Genomic DNA, 24,356 nt, shown 5'->3' with positions numbered 1-24,356 from the left:
CAAATTCTTAACCCGGACTGCAAATAGTCGACGCAGCAGAAGAGCAAAGCAGGTACAAAGCTGCATGGGATTTGCACGAAACATGCTGCATATTCGATGCTTGTTTCTGCAAGAAGATGCGAAAAGCGTTGATGTTTCTCAGGTGAAAGATGGTAACAGTTTCAGCTTAGCTGACTGAATTTATTCATCTATTTAGGAACTTTAAATGGTGCTGCCGGAGAGATTTGAACTCTCGACCTCTCCCTTACCAAGGGAGTGCTCTACCCCTGAGCTACGGCAGCATCTGATGGGCGGAACGCCTGGTCTCTGGCGGGCCCTGCGTTCGAAAGAAGGCAGTAACAACTGTTCGTTTCGGGACGCGAATGCTGGTGCCGATCAGCGGTGCCGACCGGATTGATGGGGCTTTTGCCACAAGAGCTTTCGGGACGCAAGAAGTGATTTGGATTTTTTTTGCAAGGCGAATCCCTGCGGCCTTTTAGAGGCCGGTGAACGCTGTGTTCCGGAGGATTTCGGCGGCACCCGGCTTTTTTGTCGAGCCTGTGGATATTACCCGAGGCTCGGAATTGAGCTCTTGGAGAGCGTCGGTGGGTGGGGGCAATGATTTTGATTGCTCGCTGCCTTAGATGATGAGCAGGGAACTGAAGCGACACTTGTGGGGAGACGCCTCGCGGGCTTTGCTGCGGCCTGCAAGCTTGCTAAACAAAGCATGGAAAACATGGCTGAAGAACGCAGATGAGCGAAAAAGACAAGCAAGAGCAATCCGTTGTCTCCGGGCAGGATGACGATGCCGGAGCTGGTGGCAAGAATGCCTCCAAAGAAAAAAAGCCGACCAAGGAAGAGCGACTTGCGGAAGCGCTGCGGGCCAATTTGCGCCGGCGCAAAAGCGCCGCCAAGTCACGCAAGGACGGCTAGCTGTACCGGGCTTGAGCAAAGCCGTCAGGACAATTGCCTTGAGAATGCCCGATTGTGAGCATTCGCGTGCCTTGCATGGGTCATAAGGAGCGTGTAGATCGCTCGTCTGATGTGAGAATTATTGAGGTTGGTGCCGCGCGTGTTCGCGGCCAGGATGCGGGCAACGGGTTCGGGGTTTCATATGGATAGTATTAAAGTCGTTGGCGGTGCTGAGCTGAACGGAATTATCCCGATTTCCGGGGCCAAGAATGCAACGTTGCCGCTGATGATTGCATCGCTGCTGACAGATGAAACCTTGACACTGTCGAATGTCCCGCGTCTGCGTGACGTGGCGCAGCTGATGCAGATCCTCTCCAACCATGGTGTCGACTATTCGGTGAACGGCAAGCGAAGCGGGCAGGATGACCTTGCCGGCCAGACTCTGAACCTCACGGCCCGCGAGATCGTTGATACGACCGCTCCATACGAACTTGTTTCGAAAATGCGTGCCAGTTTCTGGGTCATCGGTCCACTGGTTGCCCGAATGCACGAAGCTCGTGTCTCGTTGCCGGGGGGCTGCGCCATCGGCACCCGGCCGGTCGACTTCTTTATCGATGGTCTGGCGGCGCTTGGCGCGGATATCGAAATTGAAGGCGGCTATGTGGTCGTCAGGGCGCCGGGCGGCCTCAAAGGCGCGCGTGTGGAATTTCCGAAAGTCTCTGTCGGCGCCACACACACCATCATGATGGCGGCAACGCTGGCCAAGGGCGAAACCGAGATCGTCAACGCTGCCCGCGAACCGGAAGTGGTCGATCTGGCCAAGTGCCTGAAGGCCATGGGAGCAAAAATTGAAGGTGAGGGAACACCGACAATTCGCATCCAGGGCGTCCAGCGGCTGCATGGCGCTCATCATGCGGTTGTTCCGGACCGCATCGAAACGGGAACCTACGCCATGGCAGTCGCCATGACCGGCGGTGATGTTCTGCTGCAGGGCGCGCGGACGGATCTTCTGGAAAACGCCCTCGACACCTTGCGCCAGACCGGGGCCGATATCACGCAGACAGATGAGGGCATCAAGGTTTACCGCAATGGCAATGGCATTCAGCCGGTCGATGTGACGACCGAGCCTTTCCCCGGATTTCCGACCGATCTGCAGGCGCAGTTCATGGCGCTCATGACAAAGGCAGGTGGTGCCAGCCGGATTACCGAAACCATTTTCGAAAACAGGTTCATGCACGTGCAGGAGTTGGCCCGCCTTGGCGCGCAGATCCATGTAGATGGCCGCACGGCAACAGTGGAAGGTGTTTCCACTCTGCGCGGAGCACCTGTTATGGCAACTGATCTTCGTGCATCGGTTTCCCTGGTGATTGCCGGATTGGCCGCGGAAGGTGAAACCACGGTCAGTCGCGTTTATCATCTGGACCGCGGGTTCGAGCGTCTGGAAGACAAGCTCACGCGCTGCGGCGCCAGGATCGAGCGGATTTCCGGCTGATCGCCAGCGGCAGATTGACTGCCGCTTTCCCCGCTATTCCGATGGCATCTGACGGGAGACGACCCGCCCGCGCGAAGTGAATGACGGCCCAGGGCCACCGCTGCCGCTGGTCATGATCGCTTCTGCGATCGGGCTGAGGGCGGGGGCGGAAGCCTTCCAGGCAACCAGAAAATTCGAGCCGACACCACCGGTGGTATCGTTGATCGGGATCAGCACGGTTTTGGATTGCAACGGCGCCAGTTCGACTGGGTTTTCAAGAATTTTGCGCAAAAGCTCGCCATTTTCACCGTGATAGTCGACGCGGGTAAGCGTGATGGGGGTCTTCTGGTCGACGTTGTGAACGGCAAGTGTCGCTGCAAGCAGGTCAGAGCGGTTCGGATAGGAAAAGATCCGGGAATAGGCCGGGACGTAAATGGTTTCCCCTAGGGCTTTCTGCAGCAGGTCCTGCGCACCGGCCGCCGGTATCGCCAAAACAGTCACCAAAACAGCCACGACGGTGAGTTTTTTGATCATCTAGCCCCCTAATGCCTTAAGTTAAGCTCAGCAATTCACGAAACTTTCCAAAATACGGTGCGCGAATGCAAGCGCAACCGGAAGACACTTGAAACCAGACGGATGAAGCCGGATCGTCGAACGGCCAGAGTCTTTTGGGAGGAAGAAAGTTTAATGGGCGCTCAGACGATCCGCTTCTTGATACAGCTGGCATTTGCCTTCTTGGCATTGGCGGCTGTGGTTTTCGTACCCGCTCCGTATGGTCCCACGCTCGGATTTCTTTTGCTTGTATTCGGTCTCTGGCTCGGAAGGCGCGTGTTTCAGAAGATCGCGACGCTTGATGAAGTCAAGGCAGACTTGCGGCAACGTGCGGATGACGGGCCTTGAAGGTGGCACGATGTGCGGAGCAACAGAGATTTCGCCCTATACGGGATTGTTTTTTAAGTACACGTAAAAGGGCTTTATGTGGCATGTCTTCGCGTCTTGGGTGGCTTAAATGCTTCAATTCGTCGTATTGTAAAAAGTTATTAGGTGAAATAGCTAATATGTTATGATGTGGAAGGGTTTTGTGATTGATTTGTAAGAAGATTTACGCATAGTTTTGCTTGGTGAAGTTTGATAAGTGTAACTACTTATTGTGAAATTATTGAATTTCTTGCGAATTTTTCTTCATTTTTTCTTAGGTGTTTTCGCCAAGTTTGCGACTTCGAAGTCACAATTTCTCATGGTTTCTGAAAATGTCTTTGAAGCGTATCGGGATATCCCTTGTCGGGTCGGTCTTCCTTCTCAGCGCAATCCTGGTCGGCATTCTGTATGTCGGGTCCATGCAGCTCAAAGCAATCGAGCAGGCGTGGACAGCGGCTGCGGATAAGAATTCCAGGCGCGCCCGTGGTCTGGAACTTGCCGTGGTCGAACTTGGCTATGGTGGCATGATCCATCAGTTCAAGAACTACGTCCTGCGCGGCGATGATCAACGCGCCGCGAAGATCAGGGTTGCGGTCGGTGGTGCGATGTTGGCGCTGGACGTTGTCCGCGAAGCAAATCTGAGCACTCCTGAGGTCAATGCTCTTGAAGATCTGCAGAGTGTCATCAGTCGCTACAGCGAGGCCACCGAAGAAGCCGTCGCGCTTCACAAGGCGGGCTTGAGCCCTGAAGAGATCGACAAAAGGGTAAAGGTCGATGACGGGCCGGCTCTGGCAGCGCTTGAGCTGCTGTTTGCAAAACTTCAGGAAAACCGGCTGGACAAATCAGGTGGACAACATGCCGACAGCTTGATCGAGTTGCGCGATCACCTCGGTTATGGTGGCATGATCCACCAGTTCAAAAACTATGTTCTTCGTAAGGATGCTGCACGCCAGCAAAAGGTCATTGCTGCGGCAGACGCTGCCAAAGCGGCAATCGCCACTTACAGGAAGTTGCCTCTTTCTCCGCAGGAAGTCGCTTCGTTGAGGGACATTGAAGCCACGATCGACAACTATGTTGCAGCAGCCGGCACGGTCTCGCGGCTGGCCTTGGAAGGAAAGTCATCGACTGAAATCGATCAGATTGTCAAAATCGATGACGGGCCGGCCCTGGCGAGCCTGCAGCAGCTGCTCCTGAGTTCCGGAAAAGCGGCTGACGCCAGTCAGCAACAGTTGTTGAGCAGTATCAATGTCCTGTCCAACAAAGGTCCGGTTTTCGGCGCGGTCATGTGCCTATTGCTTATTCTGATCGGTCTTGCAGTCGCCTATGTCGTGTCAATCCGGATGTTGCGTCCACTCACGAAGCTGACGGGTGTCATGAGCGCCCTGGCTGCGGGAGACGAAAAGGTTGAAGTACCGTTTCTGGAAAGGTCCGACGAGCTCGGGTCCGTTGCGCGTGCCGTCGGAATCTTCAAAACAAATCTCATCGAAAATCTGAGACTTGAAGCCAGGAGCCGGGAAACTGAAGATCAGGCTCGGCGACAGCGCGAAGCAGATCTCGCGCTTGTCATCCAGGACTTTGAAGACAGTATCGTCGGTATTGTAGATACCATGTTTGAAGAAGCTCAGGATCTGGCGAATAACGCTACGGAAATGACGGAATTGGCACGCGAGGCAACAAGCCGGGCAAGCGATGTCAATCAGTCTGCGGGCAATGCAAACAGCAATGTTCAAACCGTCGCCACGGCAGCCGAAGAACTGTCCGCAAGCATCGCAGATGTCGCGGACCAGATTGCCGGAACGTCCGACTTGACGCAGTCCACGGTGCGTGAAGCCGGTAGAGCGGAGACTGCGGCGCGTGAGCTGGGTGACGTCGTTTCGAAGGTTGCGGAAGTGACCAGCCTCATTCAGGCGATCGCTGAACAAACCAACTTGCTTGCATTGAATGCGACGATCGAGGCGGCGCGTGCAGGAGAAGCCGGCCGCGGATTTGCCGTCGTAGCCTCGGAAGTGAAGCAATTGGCAGAGCAGACCTCTCGGGCAACGGAAGAAATAAACGCTCAGATCGAGAGCATTCAAAACGCCTCCAGGGTTTCGGTCGATGCGGTGGCTGTCATGACGTCGCAAGTCCAGGCGATCAGCGAGAAGGCCGCCGCCATAGCCGGAGCGGCTGATCAGCAGCGGGCGGCAACACAGGAAATTGCCGAAAATGCAGGTATGGCCTCAAATGCAACCCGAGACGTCAGCGGAAGCGCGGAAGCTGTCAGTAGTGCGAGTTCAAAAACGGACCGGACGAGCCAGGATGTGATGACAGTCGCAAATGCTCTGAACTCACGCGCAAAGGGGCTGCGGCAGGAAATTGACGGGTTCCTGGGGCGCCTGAGGGCGGGTTGAAGGAACAGGTGCCGTTGCCTGCACGGTTCTGGATTTGCCCACTCGGCTCTCCTGTTGCCGGTTTCGCGATAGTGCTGCGACCGCCGGAACATGCCTCTGCAAATTGAGCATGTTCATTGCCGAAGGGCAAAGTGGAGATGAAAGACACCTGGAAAGTCGGTTTGGCCGCATTCGACATTGCCAAATGCAGCTTTCCGTTTTAGGTCATCAGCCTTGGGACATGGGCAGACCCGACCTATATGCGGTTTGCCGAAAAACGACTAACCGGATCAGAATTCGACCACTATGGATCAGCTGAAACTCGCCGCCCTTGACCAGGAAGATCTTCAGGTTCTTTCCGCCCATCTTCAGGATGCCGTCCTGACAGTTGCCGATATTCGCTATTTGCCGAAGGAAAAGAAGGCGGTCTTCGTTGTAAATCGCTTTGTCTGGGACAAGGAAGCAGACAAGCGCTCAAAAGAACATGAGCGCCGCCGCTCTGCTCTGGCGTTTGCCGGCGTGACCGGCATGAAGGCTCAGAACATCAGTCAGGACGCGAAAGGTGTCGTGCTGGAATTGCTGGCCGTCACGTTCGAGCCGGGGGAAGAACCTTCGGGCCGAATTCAGCTGGCCTTTGCAGGTGGCGCCAGTCTTGCGCTCGATGTGGAGTGCATCGAGGCGCAATTGTCCGATCTCGGTGCCGCATGGTCCACGCCGAACCTGCCGCATCACGACCTCGGCTAATCAAGAATGAAACAAGAAAACGGTACCTGACACAAAACCGATGGAGAATTGCGTGGTTCTACGCCTGACAAAAACGGACGCGGATTTTGAAGCGAAGTTCAAGGCGCTTCTGGCTGGCAAGCGTGAAGTGTCCGAGGATGTCGATCATATCGTTCGCGGCATCCTGCATAAGGTGCAGGTGGAAGGTGACAGGGCGGTGCTCGAATACACCGCAAAATTCGATCGCCTGGATGCTGGCAGCATGGCTGAATTGAGCGTTTCGCCTCAGGAAATCGAAACGGCCATTCAACAGGTTCCGGCTGAAACTCTCGAGGCACTTCAGCTCGCGCATGATCGTATCCTTGCGCATCATTCCAGGCAGATGCCGAAGGACGACCGGTATACCGATCCGATCGGCGTCGAACTCGGCTCGCTCTGGACCGCGGTTGAAGCTGTTGGCGTTTATGTTCCAGGCGGCCTTGCCAGTTATCCAAGCTCGGTGCTGATGAATGTCGTTCCGGCGAAAGTTGCCGGTGTCGAACGCATTGTCATGGTGGTTCCAAGTCCGGATGGTGTCTTGAACCCTCTCGTTCTGGCGGCGGCCAAGGTTGCGGGTGTTGATGAGATTTACCGCATCGGCGGGGCTCAAGCCGTTGCGGCATTGGCATATGGCACGGAAACGATTGCGCCGGTCGCCAAGATCGTCGGCCCTGGCAACGCCTTTGTGGCAGCTGCCAAGCGCCGGGTGTTCGGCACGGTCGGCATCGACATGATTGCCGGACCCTCCGAGGTCCTGATCGTCGCCGATAGTGGCAACAATCCCGATTGGCTGGCAGCTGATCTTCTGGCACAGGCCGAACACGACACGGCGGCACAATCCATCCTCATCACCGATAGTGCCGATCTGGCCGATCAGGTGGAAAAAGCGGTCGAAGCTCAGCTGAAAACGCTACCGAGGGAAGAAGTTGCCCGTGCCAGCTGGCAGGATTTCGGGGCGATCATCCTGGTTGACGATCTGGATGCGGCCATGCCGCTTGCGAACCGGATCGCACCTGAACACCTGGAATTGGCGGTTGCTGATCCGGAAGCATTGCTGAAGAAAGTCAGGAACGCCGGTGCGGTATTCCTGGGGCACTACACGCCGGAAGCGATCGGTGACTATGTCGGCGGTTCAAATCATGTTCTGCCGACCGCCCGTTCCGCCCGGTTCTCCTCCGGTCTTTCGGTGCTGGAATTCGTCAAGCGCACTTCCATTTTGAAGTGCAATGCCGACAATTTACGGGCACTAGGACCGGCCGCGATCACTCTTGGTGAATCGGAGGGCTTGTCGGCGCACGCGCGCTCTGTTTCCATCAGGCTGAACATGTAACCGGATTCGGAGAGGCTTCGATGACATGAGCGACCCGCAACCAGATACCGAACCGCAAGCAACCGGCGGCAAGCTGGTCGATGTCGTTTTGGATGAGGCCTCTATCGCACGCTCAACGCCGGAAGTGGAGCACGATCGCGCTGTCGCCATCTATGATCTGATCGAGGAGAACATGTTTCAGCCGGTCGGACATCCGGTCGCGAAATATGTTCTGAACCTTGCGGTGGTCGAGAAGAAACTGGTTTTGCGGATCAAAACGGAAGACGAGCAGGACGTTGTCACGCACGTTCTGTCCCTTTCGCCCCTGCGTAAGATCGTCAAGGACTATGACCTGATTTGCGAAAGCTATTATGAGGCAATCAGGCACGCCACGCCCAGTCAGATCGAAGCCATCGATATGGGGCGCCGTGGGGTCCATAACGAAGGTTCGGCCGTTTTGATGGAGCGCTTGGAGGGCAAGATCGACGTGGATATGCAGACAGCTAGGCGGCTGTTCACTCTCGTCTACGCCCTGCACTGGAAGGGCTGATCAGTATGACCGGGCCGGGCCTTCGTCCGACTGCGGTTTTGTTTGCATGCGGAATGAACTCCGTGCGCTCCCCCATGGCCGAAGCTGTGACCCAGAAACTGTTTCCCGGCCAGATTTACGTGCGTTCGGCCGGTGTTCGTCAGGGCAAGATCGATCCGTTCGTCGATGCCGTCATGTCGGAGATCGGCATTGATATGAGCAAGCATCACCCGAAGACCTTTGACGATCTGGAAGAATCCGGATTTGATCTCGTTGTCACTCTTGCGCCGGAAGCACATCACAAGGCACTTGAATTGACGCGTACGGATGCCGTCGACGTGGAATATTGGCCAACGCTTGATCCCACTCTGGCGACTGGCAGCCGCGAACAGATCCTGAATGAATATCGCGCCGTGCGTGATCAGTTGATGATGCGGATCAAGAAGCGTCTCGACTGGACACCCCAGGCAAGCTTGTAGAGTTTTGCCTTGAGGCGTCTTAAATGTCCCGATTGACTTATCCCATCGAAAGCGACCGGCTGCTGCTTCGCCCCATTGCTGAGAGTGATGTCTCCGCGATTCAAACCTATCATTCGCTGGAAGAGGTTGCGAAGTATCAGTTCTGGGGACCTAGAACCGAAGAAGCGGTACGCGGCGAGATGAAGAAATGGACGACACACAGCCAGATCGAAGGGGAGGGGGAGCTGGCGCTGGCGGTGGTCATGAAGCAATCCGGTGAATTGATCGGAGACGTCTTTTTCAAGGTGACGGATGCCGCTGCGCGTCAGGGGACGGTTGGATATACGTTCAACCCTGCTTTCCAGGGCAAAGGCTATGCGACCGAGGCGGCAAAGGTCATGCTCCAGCAAGGGTTTGAAGTCTTCAACCTGCATCGAATCTTTGCAAGATGCGACGCGCGCAATATTCCTTCCTGGCGCCTGATGGAACGACTGGGCATGCGCCGCGAAGCGCATTTCAGGGAGCATGCCTTGTTCAAGGGCGGCTGGGACGAGGAATTTTATTACGCCATTCTTCAGCGAGAGTGGCGGCAATTGATGGCCAATTGATCCGATTGTTTGCAGCGATTTGTAATTCTTTCCGAAATTTAAGCAGCTTCAGGCAGCTTTCTTTGAATTGTCGCGTAAAGAAAGGTTCACTTTCTGACCCTAATCCGTTAGTTTCCCGGCACCCGCGGGCAAGGCTCGCTTTAATCAGGATATCAAATGGCCAAAGAAGAAGCTCTGGAGTTTCCGGGCGTCGTAACAGAACTGTTGCCGAATGCGACGTTCCGCGTAAAACTTGAAAATGATCACGAAATCATCGCCCACACCGCAGGGCGTATGCGCAAGAACCGTATCCGCGTATTGGCGGGAGACAAGGTTCTTGTAGAAATGACCCCATATGATCTCACCAAGGGGCGGATCACCTACCGCTTCAAGTAAGCGGTTAAGGGTGTTTCCTGGTGCTAGGCTAGCGTTTTCATGACGAATGCCCCTCAGTTGATCCTGGCTTCCGCTTCGCCGCGCCGCCTTGCGCTGTTGCAGCAAATCGGATTGGAGCCTGATCATCTCATGCCCGCCGACATCGATGAGAGCCCAAAGAAGCACGAGACGCCTCGCAGCCTCGCGCTCAGGCTCGCACGTGCAAAGGCGGAAGCCGTGCGTCAGGCAGCCAATGCCTCTCAGGAATTGAGCGAAAGCGTTGTTCTGGCCGCGGATACGGTTGTTGCCGTCGGCCGCCGGGCACTGCCGAAGGCGGAACTGACCGACCAGGCGCTGATGTGCCTGTCTCTCTTGTCCGGACGCGGACACCGCGTGTTTACCGGCATTGCTGTGGCTGAACCAAGCGGCAAGCTGCGCTCCAAGCTGGTGGAAACACGCGTCCGCTTCAAACGCCTGTCACGCAAGGACATGGACGATTACATCGCCTCCGGCGAATGGCGCGGCAAGGCCGGTGGATATGCCATTCAAGGTCTTGCGGGGAGCTTTGTCGTCAAGTTGACGGGATCATATCCTGCGGTTGTCGGTCTCCCGCTGGTCGAGACTGCAAATTTGCTGGATGCCGCAGGATATCCGGTACATCGGAGTTGGGCGACTGCGGCCGCGTAGCAGTGGCCGCCGCACGCTTCCAGCGATGACAAGAGAGGTTTGGCATGTCTGACCGGAAAGAGGAAAAAACGGTGCGCCGCATGCGTCCCTGTCCGATCTGCTCGAAACTGTCGACACAGGAGGATTATCCCTTCTGTTCGGACCGTTGTGCCAAGGTCGATCTCAATCGCTGGTTCTCTGAAGGGTATACGATTCCCGTCGTTGAGACGGACGACATCGACGAGAACAATTTACCCGACGAATGATCTCAGCCGACTGCTTTCGAGCGGCGGACGCTTTCGGGTTTTCCATAAAAAAGCAGAGGCAATTCAAGTGTCTGAAGCGGGGGCTTCAGGCTGCGTGACCATGCGTTAACGACAAGGAAGTCACCAATATCCGGGAGAATTGCGCCTGGGTGCAAAAATATTTACCCAGCAAAATTTTTTTCAAAAAGGGAGCTCTCAGCCCTTGCGGCTGTCACAAAACTGCACCAAGATCAGCCTATACCGGCGGCCCCGGCCTCTGGCAAATCCGGTTGAAAGCGGATTGGTCTGTATACCTTGTGTTGATGGGGTGGGGTCTCAAAGACGACCGGGAAGGCTGCGTCCGGGCATGTTTGTTCCGGTGCGGTCATAACAACCAATCCAAAGGGCGAGGGTCCGATGAACAAACGTTATCTGAGCGCAGCAGTGTTGTCCTTGAGCACAGCACTGTCGACGGCAGCATATGCTGATTATTCGCTGACGATCTTGCATACCAACGACTTCCACAGCCGCATTGAGCCAATCAACAAGTACGATTCGACTTGTAAGGCGGAAGATAATGCGGAAGGAAAGTGTTTCGGCGGTACAGCGCGTCTTGATACCGTTATCAAGGACCGTCGTGCGGCCAGCAACAACGCCATCCTTGTTGACGGCGGTGACCAGTTCCAGGGCACGTTGTTCTACACCTATTATAAGGGCAAGGCTGCGGCCGAGTTCATGAACAAGCTCGGCTATGATGCAATGACCGTGGGTAACCACGAGTTTGACGACGGACCGGAAGTCCTGCGCGGCTTCATGGATGCGGTCGATTTTCCGGTGCTGATGTCGAACGCGGATGTTTCCAAGGAGCCGCAACTTGCCGACGTATTGAAGCCGTCAATTGTGATCGAGCGTGGTGGTGAAAAGATCGGCTTGATCGGTCTGACACCGGAAGACACGGATGAGCTTGCCAGCCCGGGACCGAATGTCACTTTTTCCGATCCGGTAGCAGCCGTTACCAAGGAAGCGGAAAAACTTGCTGCTGAGGGCGTTAACAAGATTATTGTTCTTAGCCACTCCGGTTACGCAGTAGACAAGGAAGTCGCAGCTAAGGCTCCAGGTATCGATGTCATCGTCGGCGGACATTCGAACACCTATCTCTCCAACACCTCCGACAAGGCCGAAGGCCCGTACCCAACCATGGTTGAAGGTCCGGACGGAACGCCGACTGCGATCGTGCAGGCCTATGCATACGGCAAATTCCTGGGCGAATTGAACGTCACATTTGACGACAACGGAGTTATCACCGAAGCAGCTGGTGAGCCGATCATCGTCGACGGCCAAATCGTGGAAAATCCGGAGCTCGTTTCCCGTATCAAGGAACTGGCTGAACCGCTGGACGAGATCCGTCAGGAAGTGATTGCCCAGAGTTCCGCACCGATTGGCGGCGAGCGGGATATCTGCCGGTCTCAAGTTTGTGAAATGGGTGTGCTGGTAGCAGATGCCATGCTGGCCCGTGTGCAGAACCAAGGTGTGCAGATTGCCATCCAGAACGGTGGTGGCTTGCGCGCATCCATCGATGCCGGTGAAGTTACCAAGGGCGAAGTCCTGACTGTTCTGCCGTTCCAGAACACTCTCTCCACCTTTGAACTGAAGGGTTCGGACGTGGTAGCCGCGCTGGAAAACGGAGTGAGTCAAGTTGAGGAAGGCAAAGGACGCTTCCCGCAGGTTGCCGGCCTGAAGTACACGTTTGACAAGTCCAAGCCAGCTGGTGAACGCATCTCCGATGTCCTGGTTCAGGAGGGGGACAGTTTTGTGCCCATCGATCCGGATAAAGTCTATGGCGTTGTTTCCAACAACTACATGCGTGGCGGTGGCGATGGTTACGATATTTTCGAAACCAATGGCATGAATGCTTACGATTTCGGTCCCGACCTGGCTGACGTTGTAGCTGAATATCTTGCTGCTCAGAATGGCTACACTGCGTATACCGACGATCGTATTACTGCGAAGTAAGAAATTCGGTCCAAAAGACATTGAAAAGCGCGTCGCATTGCGGCGCGCTTTTTTTGTATCAGTTGCGTTTCATTTGTAGAGAAAAAGTTACGTAAGGTAACTTGATGTGGACAAATTTCTTCTTTTTTGTTAGATAGCCCTATATTTTTTCTATTTTTTGTTGCGAGTAGGGTTGTCAAATATGGCGTGGGCGCGTGGGCTTGTTCACATAGGAAGAAGGCTGTCCTTCTTCTGCCTGGTATCGATTTCGGCTCCCATTATGGCGAGTCTTCCCTCCATTGCACAAACATCTGATCAAGCGGTCGGTGCTTCGACAGGGCGTGAGGCATTGCTGGCGCGCCAGGCATCATTGCTTGCCATTATGCTGGAGCGCCCCGCCGATCTGGATGTGGCCTTCGAATATGCAACGGTTTCCGTCATGCTGGAGGATTACGAGGCAGCAATTTCCACATTCGAGCGAATGCTGATTTTTGCGCCCAATCTTCCACGTGTGCAGCTCGAGTTGGGAGTTCTCTATTACCGGCTGGGGTCGCTGGAGACCGCAAGGTACTACTTCCAGTCAAGTCTTGAGTCTCCGAACGTTCCTCCCGAGGTGCAGGCCAAGGTCGAGACCTATCTGGCTGCGATCAATGCAAAGGCGCAACCGACGCAGTTCCGGGCGGCTCTGATTGCCGGGGCCCGGTACCAGTCCAATGCCAATGCAGCTCCGGGCGGTAGGCGCGTTTCGCTCAACGGTCGCGATTTCATTCTTGACGACACGGCAACGGGGCAGTCGGATTACAACGGCTTTCTGGCGGGACGGGCTTACGGCTCATACGATCTTGGAACGCAAGGCGACCTTCTCGAGGCCGATCTGGTTTTTTACGCGGCGCGGTATGCGGATCTGGTACGGCTGGATACAGGCCTGGCCGAAGTCACGTTCGGTCCGTCCTTTAATCTGGCGCGTTTCAACATCGATAACGTTCAGCTCGGCTTATACGGGATTGCCTCCGGTGTCCGGCTCAATCACGCGAACTACAACGGTGCCTTGGGGCTCGGTGCGAGGCTGGTTGCTCAGCCCGATATCCTGACGCAGGTGAATGCCAAGGTGGAATGGCGGAACCGCTGGTACAATGACACAGCCGAGTATCCAACCGTATCCGACCGCAACGGCGCTTACCTGAGATTTGCGTCGACAGTTTCGCGGCAGGTCACGAAAGCTTTGCGCGCCCGCGTGCTGGCGCTGGCCGATTTCGAAGAGGCAAAGGTCAATTCGCAGCAAAGCTGGGAAGTTGGCGGAGGCATAGGCGCAACCTACCGGTTCCGCTCTCCGGTGAAGCAGTTGCCGTCGCTCTGGTCCGTCGACCTGGAGGCAGGCTACATATTTCGCGAATATGCGGAACCGGACCCGCTGATTGACGCTGAGAACAGTCAGTTCGATCACGAAGGGTGGGTTCGCGGCGCGTTGAACGTGCCTCTGAAGTACGATTTTTCGGTCGGAGTTACCGGCGAATTCCGGCGGCAATATTCCAATTATGACTTGAGCACCTATAACAACGCGTCCGCGATGTTTTCCGTAATGAAGACGTTTTGAGGGAGGGGGAGAAGATGCAGAAAACGGCCCGTTCCATCATTCTCTATGTTCCTTTAGTGACCTTGCTGATGACCTCGGCCACCGTTTTTGTTCCACCATTCGACAAGGCGGATGCTTGGGCTTCGACAAAGGTGGGAGCCGCGGCGGCCGTTAACACAGAGGCGTTCGGAGCGCCTCCAGGTGCGGTTCGCAAGGCCAAACTGATAGGCGACAACATCTTCTACAACGAACGGATCGAAACATCGGGAACAGGTCTCGTTCAGATCCTCCTGAATGACGGGTCGTCGTTTACTGTCGGCCCAAATTCCGATCTGGTTATCGATGAATTTGTCTACGACCCGGACAGCGGCAATGGCAAACTTGTCGCTACGTTCAGCAAAGGTGTCGCCCGCTTTGTCGGCGGCAAACTGAGCAAGAAGAAAGGCGGTGTGAGCGTCAAGACGCCGGTTGGAACCATTGGCATTCGCGGGGCTATCACCAACATCAACCTTGCAGCTCCAAAGCCGGTGTTTTCGCTTGTTTTCGGCGATGAACTGACATTCAGCGGCAATGACGGAACGTCGAAACGGGTTTATCAGGCCGGTTACTCCCTCGAAGTAGGCGGTGGTGGAGCCGGTGTCCGCCGGACGACCAGTAGCGATTTGACGACGGTTCAAGGGGCCATTTCCAGCAGGCCCGGACAGACCGGAGGGACGTCTTCCCCGCCTACAAACCAGAGGGTGGAAGGTTCAGGCTTTGCGCGCGTCAACTCCGATCTGGGCCAGATCATGACAGCGCCACCGCCCAAACCGCAGGCGGTTCAGTCCACATCGCTGATCGAGACGGAAGACACGCTGGTTCAGGTTCAGAAGGTAACCGAAGAGCAGACCGTCACGGTCATCGAAGACGAAATCGGTGATGACGACGTTGAACCAACGGTCGATGTGCGCATCCTCACGGCGGGGTCGACATTTGCTCCGGTCTGGGATGGCAACCGGGTGGTCACTGCTCCTGGTGCTCAGGGGCTGTTGGGGGGCAGCACTGGGCTCAACACGACGGTTGCCTTCAGTTTCCTGGATGTCACATCCGGTGGTGCAACCGGTCTTGTCCAGGCGACCATCGAGGGTAACAAGGTTGCCCAATTCGTGTTTGAAGGCGACGGCACCTACTATTACTCACAAGCCTATACGGACAAGGGAAATGTTGTTCAGGAAGGCAATGCCAGCAAGGTGCCGGTCGTTCCATCAGTCGATACCGCAACAGATGGCAATGTCACGAGTTACGCCTGGGGGGCTCAGCAATATAACGAAGACTTTGTTGCGTTCGCGCATTTGCCGAACATTACGCCAGAGGGAGGTCCATCCTTTGACATTGAGGATCTGATTGTCGGGTTTTACGGGATCGGGACCGACTTTAGCAATTTTGGCAATGCATCGGACCCGACAGAGGTCCGGCGCTATACCTTGTCAACTGATCCGACCACGATGTTTAGGTTCGGTACGGAGGAGAGCGACGGCAGCTTTACACCTTTTACGACGCAGGCTCTTTTTCTTAATCCTCTCGTAGCGCAGGAGTTGGGAACCGCGTTCCTGTCGAATGTCGGCTCAACTGATCTGCTCATGATTGAAAATGTGCCAGACACGTTGGATCAGGCGCACTTCCTGGCCGCCTCCTTTTACATCGATGGCACTGGCTCTTCGCAAAAGTCCTTCATTTCGCTCGCCGTTGGCGATGTTTATCTGGACGATAGCAATCAATACGGCGCAATGGGCACCGGGAGGCGGGGTAGCCATCGAATGGCCGCAAGCCAGACTGCTGCCCTTTATGGCGGTGGTATAGACACGTTTACGGGTCCGACTGGCGGTGACTTTTTCGGCTCCAATGCCCAGAGTTTTGTGTTCGGGGCTGACTTTTCCGGTCCGGAAGGAGATTCGCCATATGGCGACAGTTACATAGACCGCCCGTCCGGTGTGGATCGTCCCGATACGTTATCGGGAACGCTGCATGTCGGTTCGCTCGATGAGAGTGCTTCGACTACCGTCAGTTCGCTCTCAAGAACAGATCGGACACTGACCGGCTATGCGGCAGGCGTTCTTGAAAGCACTGTGAACTATTATGATTATGGTGTCGGACCCGTCGGGTATTCCAGTACCGGTCCTTCGGACTTTTCCGTAACGTTTGACAGCTCGGAACATTCCCTCGGCGGATCACTGACCGTTCGCGACACGAACGGACTGGATGCAGACGTCGATTCCATTACTGTTCGCTTCGGCTATGACCAGGATGGCTCAGGCACGTGGCGCGCGGCCTTTATCGACGATGATACCTATGCGGCTCGAAATTCCAGCGATGCATCAGCGACCTATCTGATCACCGATGACGGTGAGAAAGTTGAGCACGAGGCGGACAACAATCCGAACACTTATTTTGTGTCACACACATTGGTGAAGTCCGCGGACGGTACGACGTCAGCCGACGACGCAATTTTGGGCGGAACAACGGCTTGTACATGTGCGTTCCTGGAGTGGGGGTATTGGGGAACTTCCCTGGATTACGACGACGCCGACGGAGATCTAACATCCCCGGAGCAGCGGCGTGATCAGTTTCACCTGGGCACTTGGGTCGCCGGCGACGTGACCAATTCGGTCGACCTTCCAAACTCCGGCAGCGCGAGCTATGCAGGCCACGCCGTCGGCAACGTTGTCAGCAACGGTGTGCAATATCTGGCGGCTGGCGATTTCAATATGTCGGTGAATTTCGCAGACCGCGCGGGCACGGCCACGATCTCGAATTTCGACGGCAGAACCATGAGCGCTATCGTCAATGAGCAGTCGATCGCCAACGGTAATCTTTTCTCAGGTACCTTGTCCGGTTCAGGAAGCCTGACCGGAGACCTGAATACGTCTTTCGTCGGTGGCCCTGGTGGCAATCATGACGGTGTCATTGGAAACTTCAATGCATCCGAAGGCACCTGGTCGGCCAATGGCATTGTCGCCGGTGAGAAGCAGTGAGCCTCCGTTAACCGGGAAAGGCCTGGTTCCGAACTTGAAAGTTCATTATATTCAGTGGGTTGACGCGGAAAAAAGTTTTCCCCAGCTACGGCTGTCAAGAAGTGCAAAAAACTTTGCCGGAGTGCTGGACAAGGTCAAAACGAGCCTCTATAAGGACCGGGCTTTCAGCGAACGGGGCACTGCTCCGGACCGAATGAAGCAAGCCCAGATAGCTCAGTTGGTAGAGCAGCGGATTGAAAATCCGCGTGTCGGTGGTTCGATTCCGCCTCTGGGCACCACTCTTCTTTCCCAGTCAGTTTTCATATGTCGTCTGTTCAGGGTTTCCCAATTCAGACACTCTCAGGATTTACTTCTGTTCAGGCATTGGTCCTGCGTACATTCGGTTTGGCATTATTGCCTGCAGGAAAAAGAGACGTATTTTGAAGATCCTGGGTTATTTTACGGGGGCTAGTGTCCTCGTTGCTATTATTTGGCTTGGTCTGTCAATGTATATGAGTGCGCAGACTGCCGAGCGCCGGAAAGAGATATCTGCATTTTGCAAAGACTATCTGGCGGAAGAAAAGCTGCCGAAGTCTGCAAAACTCATTCAATTTTGCCAATCTGAAAGGCTCAACAACATGCAAGTTGCTGTGGACTTCTCAGTCGTGGGCTATTGTGCACTGATTCTGGAAGCTGACTTGGCAACTCAAATTTTCGCTGAGAAGAGACTGACACTAAAGGAATTTTGTGATTGATGCCGACACCGAGGAATGGATCTCGATCTGAACTGTCTTGAGTGATGCTTGGTACCGCAGGCGGATGTTCGCAGAAGCAGGCGCTGCGGATTTCTCCTTTCCGGAAAAGAACAGGAAAGGGCGCTTTGGAGCGCCCTTGTCGCTTGTCAGTCCAGTTTCACCCAACCGGCATTTTTGGCAGAGGAACGCACACAGGCGTCGATAAACCGGACACCTGCAAGGCCGTCGGCGATCCCGGGAACAAGAGAGGCGATTTCCTTGCCCTGTTGATGCGCACGAATGACGTCGGCGGCATCCTTGTAAAGATTGGCGAAGCCTTCAAGGTAGCCTTCCGGGTGGCCTGGCGGGATACGAGTCGCCGAGGCGATGCCGTCCGACATTCCGGCACCGCCACGGGTGATAATGCGCTTGGGTTCACCAAAGGGTGTCACGTGAAGATAGTTCGGGTTTTCCTGATGCCACTCCAGTCCGCCCTTGTCGCCGTAGATCCGGATCTTGAGATTGTTTTCGTTGCCGGGAGCGACTTGAGAACACCAGAGCATGCCTCGCGCACCGCTTGCAAAGCGCAGCATCACGTGGGCGTTGTCGTCCACCTGGCGGCCGGGAACGAAGGATTGCAGGTCAGCTGCCAGGCTTTCAGCTGACTGGCCGGTGATGAAACAGGCAAGATTGTAGGCGTGGGAACCGATGTCTCCGGTGGAGCCGCCTGCGCCCGAGCGTGAGGGGTCGGTACGCCAGTCCGCCTGTTTGTTGCTTTGTTCGACGGTCAACCAATCCTGAGGATATTCCACCTGGACGATGCGGATCGTGCCGAGGTCGCCATTCTGCACCATTTCGCGTGCCTGTCGGACCATCGGGTAACCCGTGTAATTGTGCGTCAGGAAAAAGAGAGCGCTGGAATTTTCTGCTGCCTTGGCGAGTTTCCTGGCGTCGGCGAGGGTAGAAGTCAGGGGCTTGTCGCAGATGACATGGATGCCGCGTCTGAGAAATTCCCTGGCAGCCGGATAATGAACATGGTTCGGGGTCACGATGGCGACGGCTTCAATGCCATCCTTCAGCCGGGCTTCGCGTTTGGCCATGTCTTCAAAAGACGAATAGATACGGTCTTCCTTCAGGCCGAGCGCCCGTCCGGACTCCTGTGCTTTTTCAGGCGTTGAAGAAAGTGCGCCCGCAACCAGTTCATACTGACCGTCAATCCGCGCCGCAATCCTGTGCACCGCACCGATAAAGGCGTCCTTGCCGCCGCCAACCATGCCAAGCCGGATGGGGCGCGCATGCGGGTTGTCTTTTCCTTCGATTGCCATCTGGCTCCTCCTGTTGGCGCCGCTGATACAAGCGCGCTCACACTGTAATCGATTACATTTCTATAGAGAAACCCCGTCCGATGGAAGCACTCGAATGCTGTTTCAGTGAACGGGGTGTCTGTTTCATGAGGGTATGATCTTTCTGTAGAGACGGGCTGACCGACCTGGCGCAGAGCGAAGCTTGTTGCGGGGTTATCCTCCCGATCCACCGGTGACCGGGAGTAATTCTGATTGATTAAGCTCAGTTGATTCCCAGCATCTTCCTGTTTGCAGCTTCGTCCGTACCGCCGTCAGCGAAGTCATCAAAGGCCTTTTCAGTGACGCGAATGATGTGGTCGCGGACAAACTGGGCGCCTTCACGCGCGCCGTCTTCAGGGTGTTTCAGGCAGCATTCCCATTCAACGACGGCCCAGCCGTCGAAGTCGTTGGCAGCCATCTTTGAGAAGACCGCTCCGAAATCGACCTGACCGTCGCCAAGAGACCGGAAGCGTCCGGCCCGGTTGACCCAGGACTGATATCCTCCATAGACACCCTGGCGTCCCGTCGGGTTGAATTCGGCATCCTTGACGTGGAACATGCCGATGCGGTCCTTGTAGATATCGATATTGTCGAGATAATCCAGGCACTGCAGCACGTAGTGGGACGGATCGTAGAGCATCTTGCAGCGCTGGTGATCGTTCAGCCGTTCCAGAAACATTTCAAAGGTGATGCCGTCGTGCAGGTCTTCACCAGGGTGAATTTCGTAACAGACGTCGACCCCCATGTCGTCCGCGTAATCGAGGATCGGTCGCCAGCGTCTGGCCAGTTCGTCAAAAGCGGTCTCGATCAGGCCAGCAGGACGTTGCGGCCAGGGGTAGACATAGGGCCAGGCGAGGGCGCCGGAAAAGGTCGCATGCGCCGAGATGCCGAGGTTTCGACTTGCCGCCAATGCCTGCTTTACCTGATCGACCGCCCAGGACTGACGAGCTGCGGGATTACCGCGCACTTCCGGGATTGCAAAACCGTCAAAGGCGGTGTCATAGGCCGGGTGAACGGCAACAAGCTGTCCCTGAAGATGGGTGGAAAGCTCGGTTATCTCGACCCCGTTTTCCTTTGCAGTACCGGCGAAGTCTTCGCAATAGGTCTTGGAACTGGCGGCCTTTTCCAGATCGATCAAACGGCCGTCCCAACTGGGAACCTGAACACCGGCATATCCGCAATCGGCTGCCCATTTGGTGATCGCGTCCCAGGAATTGAATGGTGCCTCGTCTCCCGCAAACTGTGCCAGGAACAGCGCAGGGCCCTTGATTGTTTTCATGAAATCCTCCCGATGTTGAGGAAAAAAGGGCCGGAACCCCATCGCGCAAAGTTCCGGCCCGAAGGTCACGATCCTGAAATCCACCGTGACCTGGGTGTCCCGAGATTTAGAAAGGAGAATCCGGGAAGTAGTAACTCTCGGCGTTTTCGCGCGTGATCAGCGTTGCGCCGAGGATGTAACGACCGGCAACAGGTCCGTTGGACTTGAAAGCGTTGACGGTCGCGTCCATGGCCGTCGCGATCATTGCCGGCGGATAAAGAACGTCGACCGGAATGAGCTCATCGCCGTCCATGATGCCCTTGATGATCTCCTTCATGCCGGCGCCGCCAACAACAAACATGCCATTCCCATCGCGGCCGGCCTGCTTCAGAGCAGCGACCACGCCAATGGCAATGTCGTCATCCTGAGCCCAGACTGCATCGATGTCAGGGAAACGGGACAGGAAGTCCTGCATGACTTCGAAGCCGTCATCCCGGTTCCAGTTGGCATGCTTATGATCAAGCACGTTGATACCGGAACCTTCAATTTCAGCCATGAAGGCGTCGAAGCGTTCATTATCGATGACGGTAGGAATGCCGCGCAGGACAACGATGTTGTCACCATCCTTCAGACGGCCTTTCATGTACTGAGCCGAAACGCGGCCCAGTTCCGGGTTGTTACCCGCAACATAGAGGTCCTCGATGCCCGGCTGGCTCAGACCGCGGTCGACGACCGTGATCCAGGCGCCGGACTTCTTGACGTTCAGAACCGGATCGGTGAGCGGCTCTGATTCAAAGGGAAGCACAACCAGCGCATCGATCTGGTGAACGGAGACCAGGTCTTCCAGGGCGCTTGCCTGTGCGCCGGGATCCGGTGAGTTGACCAGAATAAGGTCGACATCCGGATAAAGTTTCTCAAGGCGTTTTTCAGCCTGCTCCGCGTGCCAGTTCATGCCGGCTGCCCAGGCATGGGTCGGGGTCGGGTAGCTGACGCCGATCTTGATCTTGTCTTCAGCAAACGCAGAACCTGCAAAAGCAAGCATTCCGGTTACAGCCATCATTCCCAAAGTTTTTTTCATGAGCATTGTTTCCTCCTCCAATGCTGACGAGTGGACGCACTTCTCCCGTCCGGTGCGAGCCGGTTCAATATGAGGGGACGGGTCCCGGTTCAGTAGAGTGGCGTCAGGACTTTCCGCTCTTGCCGAGTTTCCAGTCACTGCGCTGCAGGAGAACCGCAACGATGATGATCAGGCCCTGCATGGTTCCGTTCAGGTAGTTCGAGATCATATCGGTGAAGTTCAAAATATTGCCGATGGTCGTCAGGATCAGTGCACCCAGGATCGTGCCGCCAATCCGGCCGTATCCACCTTTCAGCACCGTGCCACCGATGATTACCGCCGCGATTGCCTCCAGTTCCCAAAGCACACCGGTCGAGGCCGAGGCCGAACCGAGGCGGGGGACATAGATGATTGTTGCGAAGGATACACACAGACCCTGGATGATGTAGGTCAGCGTCTTGACCCGGTCGACATTGATCGCGGAGTACTTGGCGACGGCCTCGTTTGAGCCGATTGCCGTGCAATAGCGGCCGAATGCTGTCCGGTTGAGCAGCAGCCAACCGCAGATCGCAACCCCGATGAACACCCAGACAGGGAAGGGCAGACCCAGGAAACTGTCATAGTAGACGGGTCTGTAGGTGCCGCGAATGTCAAAGTTCAAGGACAAGGTTCCACCGTCGGCGAAATAGGTGACGAGGGACCGGTAGATCCCCATGGTGCCAAGCGTGACGATAAAGGCCTCGATCTTGCCCTTGGTTGTCAGGGCACCATTGATCCAGCCGGCACCAATTCCAAGCAGAATAGCGAGCCCGCAGCCGAGCAAAACCGTTGGAACTCCGGTCCCGAGCGTCTCGACGGCATTGTTCATCACAATGATCATGACCCCGGAAATCGCAGCGGCCATGGAACCGACGGAAAGGTCGATGCCGCCTGCGGTGATCACGAAGGTCGCACCGACCGCGATGATGCCGATAAAGGCCGAACGGGTCAGCAGGTTGGTCAGATTGCCTTCGCTGACAAAGGCAGGGTTCAACATAAATCCGATAATGCAAAGTATCAGCAGCGCCAGCGCCGGTCCGAGCGTCTTGAAATCGATGGAAAACCGTTTGGCGGATTTGGCCGCTGTTTCTTCGGATGCGGTCATCATGGTCAATGGAGTTCCTCCCGTTTCAGCCCGGCGGCGTAGCGCATGATTTCGTTTTCGTTGATGTGGTCACCGGTCAGTACCCCGGTGATATGTCCTTCGCGCATCACCACGACCCGGTGGCAGATCCCGATGATCTCCGGCATTTCGGAGGAGATCACCACGACGGAAACGCCTTCAGCGGCCAGTGCTGCTATGAAATGATAGATCTGCTGCTTGGTGCCGACATCAATACCGCGCGTCGGCTCGTCGATCACCACGATCCTGGGATCGCATTCCATGATCTTGGCAAGCAGCAGCTTTTGCTGGTTGCCGCCGGACAGTTTGCCGACGGTGACTTCGGCATCGCGCGCGCGGACATCGAACCTGCGAATGGCTCTTGTAAGCGCGTCGTCTTCCGCCTTGCGGTCTATGGAAAAGTTCCGCACGAATTTCGGCAGGGCAAAGAGTGTCAGGTTCGGCCGCATCTTCTTGTCGAGAAGCAGTCCCTTTTCCTTCCGGTCCTTGGTCAGATAGGCCAATCCGGCATCGCGTGCTTCTGCAACGGTCTTCGGAGCCGTCTGGCGTCCGAACAATCTGATTTCTCCGCTTTCAAACGGTGTGAGGCCGCAGACGGCTTCAAAGACAGCGGTTCTGCCGGACCCGATCAGACCGGAAAACCCGAGAATTTCACCCTTGCGCAGACCGAAACTGACATTGGAAATGCCTGGCGCGTGCAGGTTCTTGACTTCAAGAACAAGTTCCGCGTCGACGTCGGCTTCATGCATTGGCGGGTAGAGGTCGGAGAGCTCGCGGCCCACCATCATCTGAGCCATTGTATCCGGTGTCAGATCCTGTGAAGGCCGGGTATCTATCCACTGGCCGTCGCGTAGGATCGTTACACGATCGGCGATTGCCTTCACTTCGTTGAGTTTGTGCGAAACGAAGACGATGCCGACACCGCTATCTTTCAGCTTTTCGACCTGGCGGAAGAACACTTCCGTTTCCTCTTCGGTCAGAACAGCCGTCGGCTCGTCCATGATCAGGATGCGTGCATTGCGGCTGACCGCCTTGACGATCTCCACCATCTGCTTCTGGGCGATGGTCAAGTTGGAGATGCGGTCCGTCGGTGAAATATCCAGGCCGATTTCATCGAGGTATTTCTGCACCGTTCTACGCATGCCGCCACGATCCAGAAATCCGTTTGATCTCATCTCGCGGCCCAGGAAGACATTTTCTTCCACGGTCATCTGTTCTGCGAGATTGAGTTCCTGGTGAATGAGAACAATACCGAGTTTTTCGGCTGCGCCGTTCGGGGGAAGGGCGGTCTGCTTGCCGTCAAGCCTGATCTGGCCGGAGGTCGGATCATGGAAACCTGACAGGATTTTCATAAGCGTCGATTTGCCTGCGCCGTTCTCACCGATCAACGCATGAACTTCGCCCTCGCGCACATCCATGCTGACGCTGAACAGAACCGGCACGGGGCCAAAAGACTTGCTGATGTTGACAGCTTCAATGATCGCCGCAGGAGCGGACGCTTCCATCGACATTGATGATTCCTCCCAGGCGCCGGAACCCTCTTCCCCAAAGGCGCCATAATCATGATGTAAACGTTTTCATCGTCGATGTAAACCTTTACATTGCTGATTGTAAACCTTTTCATGAATCGCTTCAGGCACTATACCGCTAAGACAGTGTTGAGATTC

Annotated in this window: 22 protein-coding genes and 2 tRNA genes; 17 read left to right on the top strand and 7 right to left on the bottom strand. The window is 55.6% G+C overall.

What is annotated here, in order from left to right; all coding sequences use genetic code 11:
• Positions 1-206: 206 nt before the first annotated feature.
• Positions 207-281: transfer RNA gene (locus ABLQ08_RS04155), tRNA-Thr, on the bottom strand.
• Between the two features lie 451 nt (positions 282-732).
• Between ABLQ08_RS04155 and ABLQ08_RS04150 the strand changes: the two genes are divergently transcribed.
• Both ABLQ08_RS04150 and murA read left to right on the top strand, forming a co-directional pair.
• Positions 733-912 carry a hypothetical protein gene (locus tag ABLQ08_RS04150; protein WP_352939856.1) on the top strand — a complete coding sequence of 60 codons (180 nt, stop codon included), beginning with the start codon at positions 733-735 and terminating at the stop codon, positions 910-912.
• A 181-nt stretch (positions 913-1,093) separates the two neighbouring features.
• Positions 1,094-2,383, top strand: a complete 1,290-nt coding sequence (murA, locus tag ABLQ08_RS04145) for a UDP-N-acetylglucosamine 1-carboxyvinyltransferase (RefSeq protein ID WP_352939855.1) — start codon at positions 1,094-1,096, stop codon at positions 2,381-2,383.
• A gap of 33 nt (positions 2,384-2,416) precedes the next feature.
• Here the strand turns inward: murA and ABLQ08_RS04140 are convergent, their stop codons facing one another.
• Positions 2,417-2,896 (bottom strand): DUF3124 domain-containing protein, encoded by a 480-nt coding sequence (locus tag ABLQ08_RS04140; RefSeq protein ID WP_352939854.1) that lies wholly within the window; start codon positions 2,894-2,896, stop codon positions 2,417-2,419.
• A 153-nt stretch (positions 2,897-3,049) separates the two neighbouring features.
• Between ABLQ08_RS04140 and ABLQ08_RS04135 the strand changes: the two genes are divergently transcribed.
• The 15 genes from ABLQ08_RS04135 to ABLQ08_RS04065 all read left to right on the top strand — a co-directional run bounded on the left by ABLQ08_RS04135 (position 3,050) and on the right by ABLQ08_RS04065 (position 17,890).
• Entirely contained in the window at positions 3,050-3,262 is a 213-nt protein-coding gene (locus ABLQ08_RS04135) for a hypothetical protein (protein ID WP_352939853.1), read from the top strand.
• A 350-nt stretch (positions 3,263-3,612) separates the two neighbouring features.
• The gene (locus tag ABLQ08_RS04130; protein WP_352939852.1) at positions 3,613-5,670 is read left to right on the top strand and encodes a methyl-accepting chemotaxis protein; all 2,058 of its coding nucleotides are present in this window, start codon (positions 3,613-3,615) and stop codon (positions 5,668-5,670) included.
• 285 nt (positions 5,671-5,955) lie between these two features.
• Positions 5,956-6,393 carry a DUF2948 family protein gene (locus tag ABLQ08_RS04125; protein ID WP_352939851.1) on the top strand — a complete coding sequence of 146 codons (438 nt, stop codon included), beginning with the start codon at positions 5,956-5,958 and terminating at the stop codon, positions 6,391-6,393.
• A 52-nt stretch (positions 6,394-6,445) separates the two neighbouring features.
• Entirely contained in the window at positions 6,446-7,741 is a 1,296-nt protein-coding gene (hisD, locus tag ABLQ08_RS04120; protein WP_352939850.1) for a histidinol dehydrogenase, read from the top strand.
• A gap of 25 nt (positions 7,742-7,766) precedes the next feature.
• Complete coding sequence (locus ABLQ08_RS04115) at positions 7,767-8,270, top strand: UPF0262 family protein (protein ID WP_352939849.1); 504 nt, start codon at positions 7,767-7,769, stop codon at positions 8,268-8,270.
• A gap of 5 nt (positions 8,271-8,275) precedes the next feature.
• Positions 8,276-8,728: a low molecular weight phosphatase family protein gene (locus ABLQ08_RS04110; RefSeq protein ID WP_352939848.1), complete on the top strand. Its 453-nt coding sequence runs from the start codon at positions 8,276-8,278 to the stop codon at positions 8,726-8,728.
• A gap of 23 nt (positions 8,729-8,751) precedes the next feature.
• On the top strand, positions 8,752-9,315 hold the full coding sequence (locus tag ABLQ08_RS04105; protein WP_352939847.1) for a GNAT family N-acetyltransferase: 564 nt from the start codon (positions 8,752-8,754) through the stop codon (positions 9,313-9,315).
• Positions 9,316-9,471: 156 nt separating this feature from the next.
• Complete coding sequence (infA, locus tag ABLQ08_RS04100; RefSeq protein ID WP_006939340.1) at positions 9,472-9,690, top strand: translation initiation factor IF-1; 219 nt, start codon at positions 9,472-9,474, stop codon at positions 9,688-9,690.
• A gap of 39 nt (positions 9,691-9,729) precedes the next feature.
• The gene (locus ABLQ08_RS04095) at positions 9,730-10,356 is read left to right on the top strand and encodes a Maf-like protein (RefSeq protein WP_352939846.1); all 627 of its coding nucleotides are present in this window, start codon (positions 9,730-9,732) and stop codon (positions 10,354-10,356) included.
• A gap of 44 nt (positions 10,357-10,400) precedes the next feature.
• On the top strand, positions 10,401-10,601 hold the full coding sequence (yacG, locus tag ABLQ08_RS04090; protein WP_352939845.1) for a DNA gyrase inhibitor YacG: 201 nt from the start codon (positions 10,401-10,403) through the stop codon (positions 10,599-10,601).
• A 396-nt stretch (positions 10,602-10,997) separates the two neighbouring features.
• Positions 10,998-12,593 (top strand): bifunctional metallophosphatase/5'-nucleotidase, encoded by a 1,596-nt coding sequence (locus ABLQ08_RS04085; protein ID WP_352939844.1) that lies wholly within the window; start codon positions 10,998-11,000, stop codon positions 12,591-12,593.
• A 259-nt stretch (positions 12,594-12,852) separates the two neighbouring features.
• On the top strand, positions 12,853-14,166 hold the full coding sequence (locus tag ABLQ08_RS04080; protein WP_352939843.1) for a tetratricopeptide repeat protein: 1,314 nt from the start codon (positions 12,853-12,855) through the stop codon (positions 14,164-14,166).
• A gap of 14 nt (positions 14,167-14,180) precedes the next feature.
• Complete coding sequence (locus ABLQ08_RS04075) at positions 14,181-17,156, top strand: FecR domain-containing protein (protein WP_352939842.1); 2,976 nt, start codon at positions 14,181-14,183, stop codon at positions 17,154-17,156.
• Positions 17,157-17,358: 202 nt separating this feature from the next.
• A tRNA-Phe gene (locus ABLQ08_RS04070) sits at positions 17,359-17,434 on the top strand.
• Between the two features lie 141 nt (positions 17,435-17,575).
• Complete coding sequence (locus ABLQ08_RS04065) at positions 17,576-17,890, top strand: hypothetical protein (protein WP_352939840.1); 315 nt, start codon at positions 17,576-17,578, stop codon at positions 17,888-17,890.
• Positions 17,891-18,036: 146 nt separating this feature from the next.
• Here the strand turns inward: ABLQ08_RS04065 and ABLQ08_RS04060 are convergent, their stop codons facing one another.
• The 5 genes from ABLQ08_RS04060 to ABLQ08_RS04040 form a co-directional block, all read right to left on the bottom strand.
• Positions 18,037-19,194 (bottom strand): Gfo/Idh/MocA family protein, encoded by a 1,158-nt coding sequence (locus ABLQ08_RS04060; protein ID WP_352939838.1) that lies wholly within the window; start codon positions 19,192-19,194, stop codon positions 18,037-18,039.
• 241 nt (positions 19,195-19,435) lie between these two features.
• Complete coding sequence (locus ABLQ08_RS04055) at positions 19,436-20,491, bottom strand: sugar phosphate isomerase/epimerase family protein (protein ID WP_352939836.1); 1,056 nt, start codon at positions 20,489-20,491, stop codon at positions 19,436-19,438.
• A gap of 106 nt (positions 20,492-20,597) precedes the next feature.
• Positions 20,598-21,554: a substrate-binding domain-containing protein gene (locus tag ABLQ08_RS04050; protein WP_352939834.1), complete on the bottom strand. Its 957-nt coding sequence runs from the start codon at positions 21,552-21,554 to the stop codon at positions 20,598-20,600.
• 97 nt (positions 21,555-21,651) lie between these two features.
• A complete protein-coding gene (locus ABLQ08_RS04045; protein ID WP_352940510.1) occupies positions 21,652-22,674 on the bottom strand; it encodes an ABC transporter permease in 1,023 nt (340 codons plus the stop codon).
• 2 nt (positions 22,675-22,676) lie between these two features.
• Complete coding sequence (locus ABLQ08_RS04040; protein ID WP_352939832.1) at positions 22,677-24,200, bottom strand: sugar ABC transporter ATP-binding protein; 1,524 nt, start codon at positions 24,198-24,200, stop codon at positions 22,677-22,679.
• Between the last annotated feature and the right edge of the window lie 156 nt (positions 24,201-24,356).

Source organism: Roseibium sp. SCP14, from assembly GCF_040329475.1.
GTDB lineage: Bacteria > Pseudomonadota > Alphaproteobacteria > Rhizobiales > Stappiaceae > Roseibium.
The sequence above is the reverse complement of the archived record's forward strand: the minus strand, read 5'-3'. Positions and strand labels throughout refer to the sequence as shown.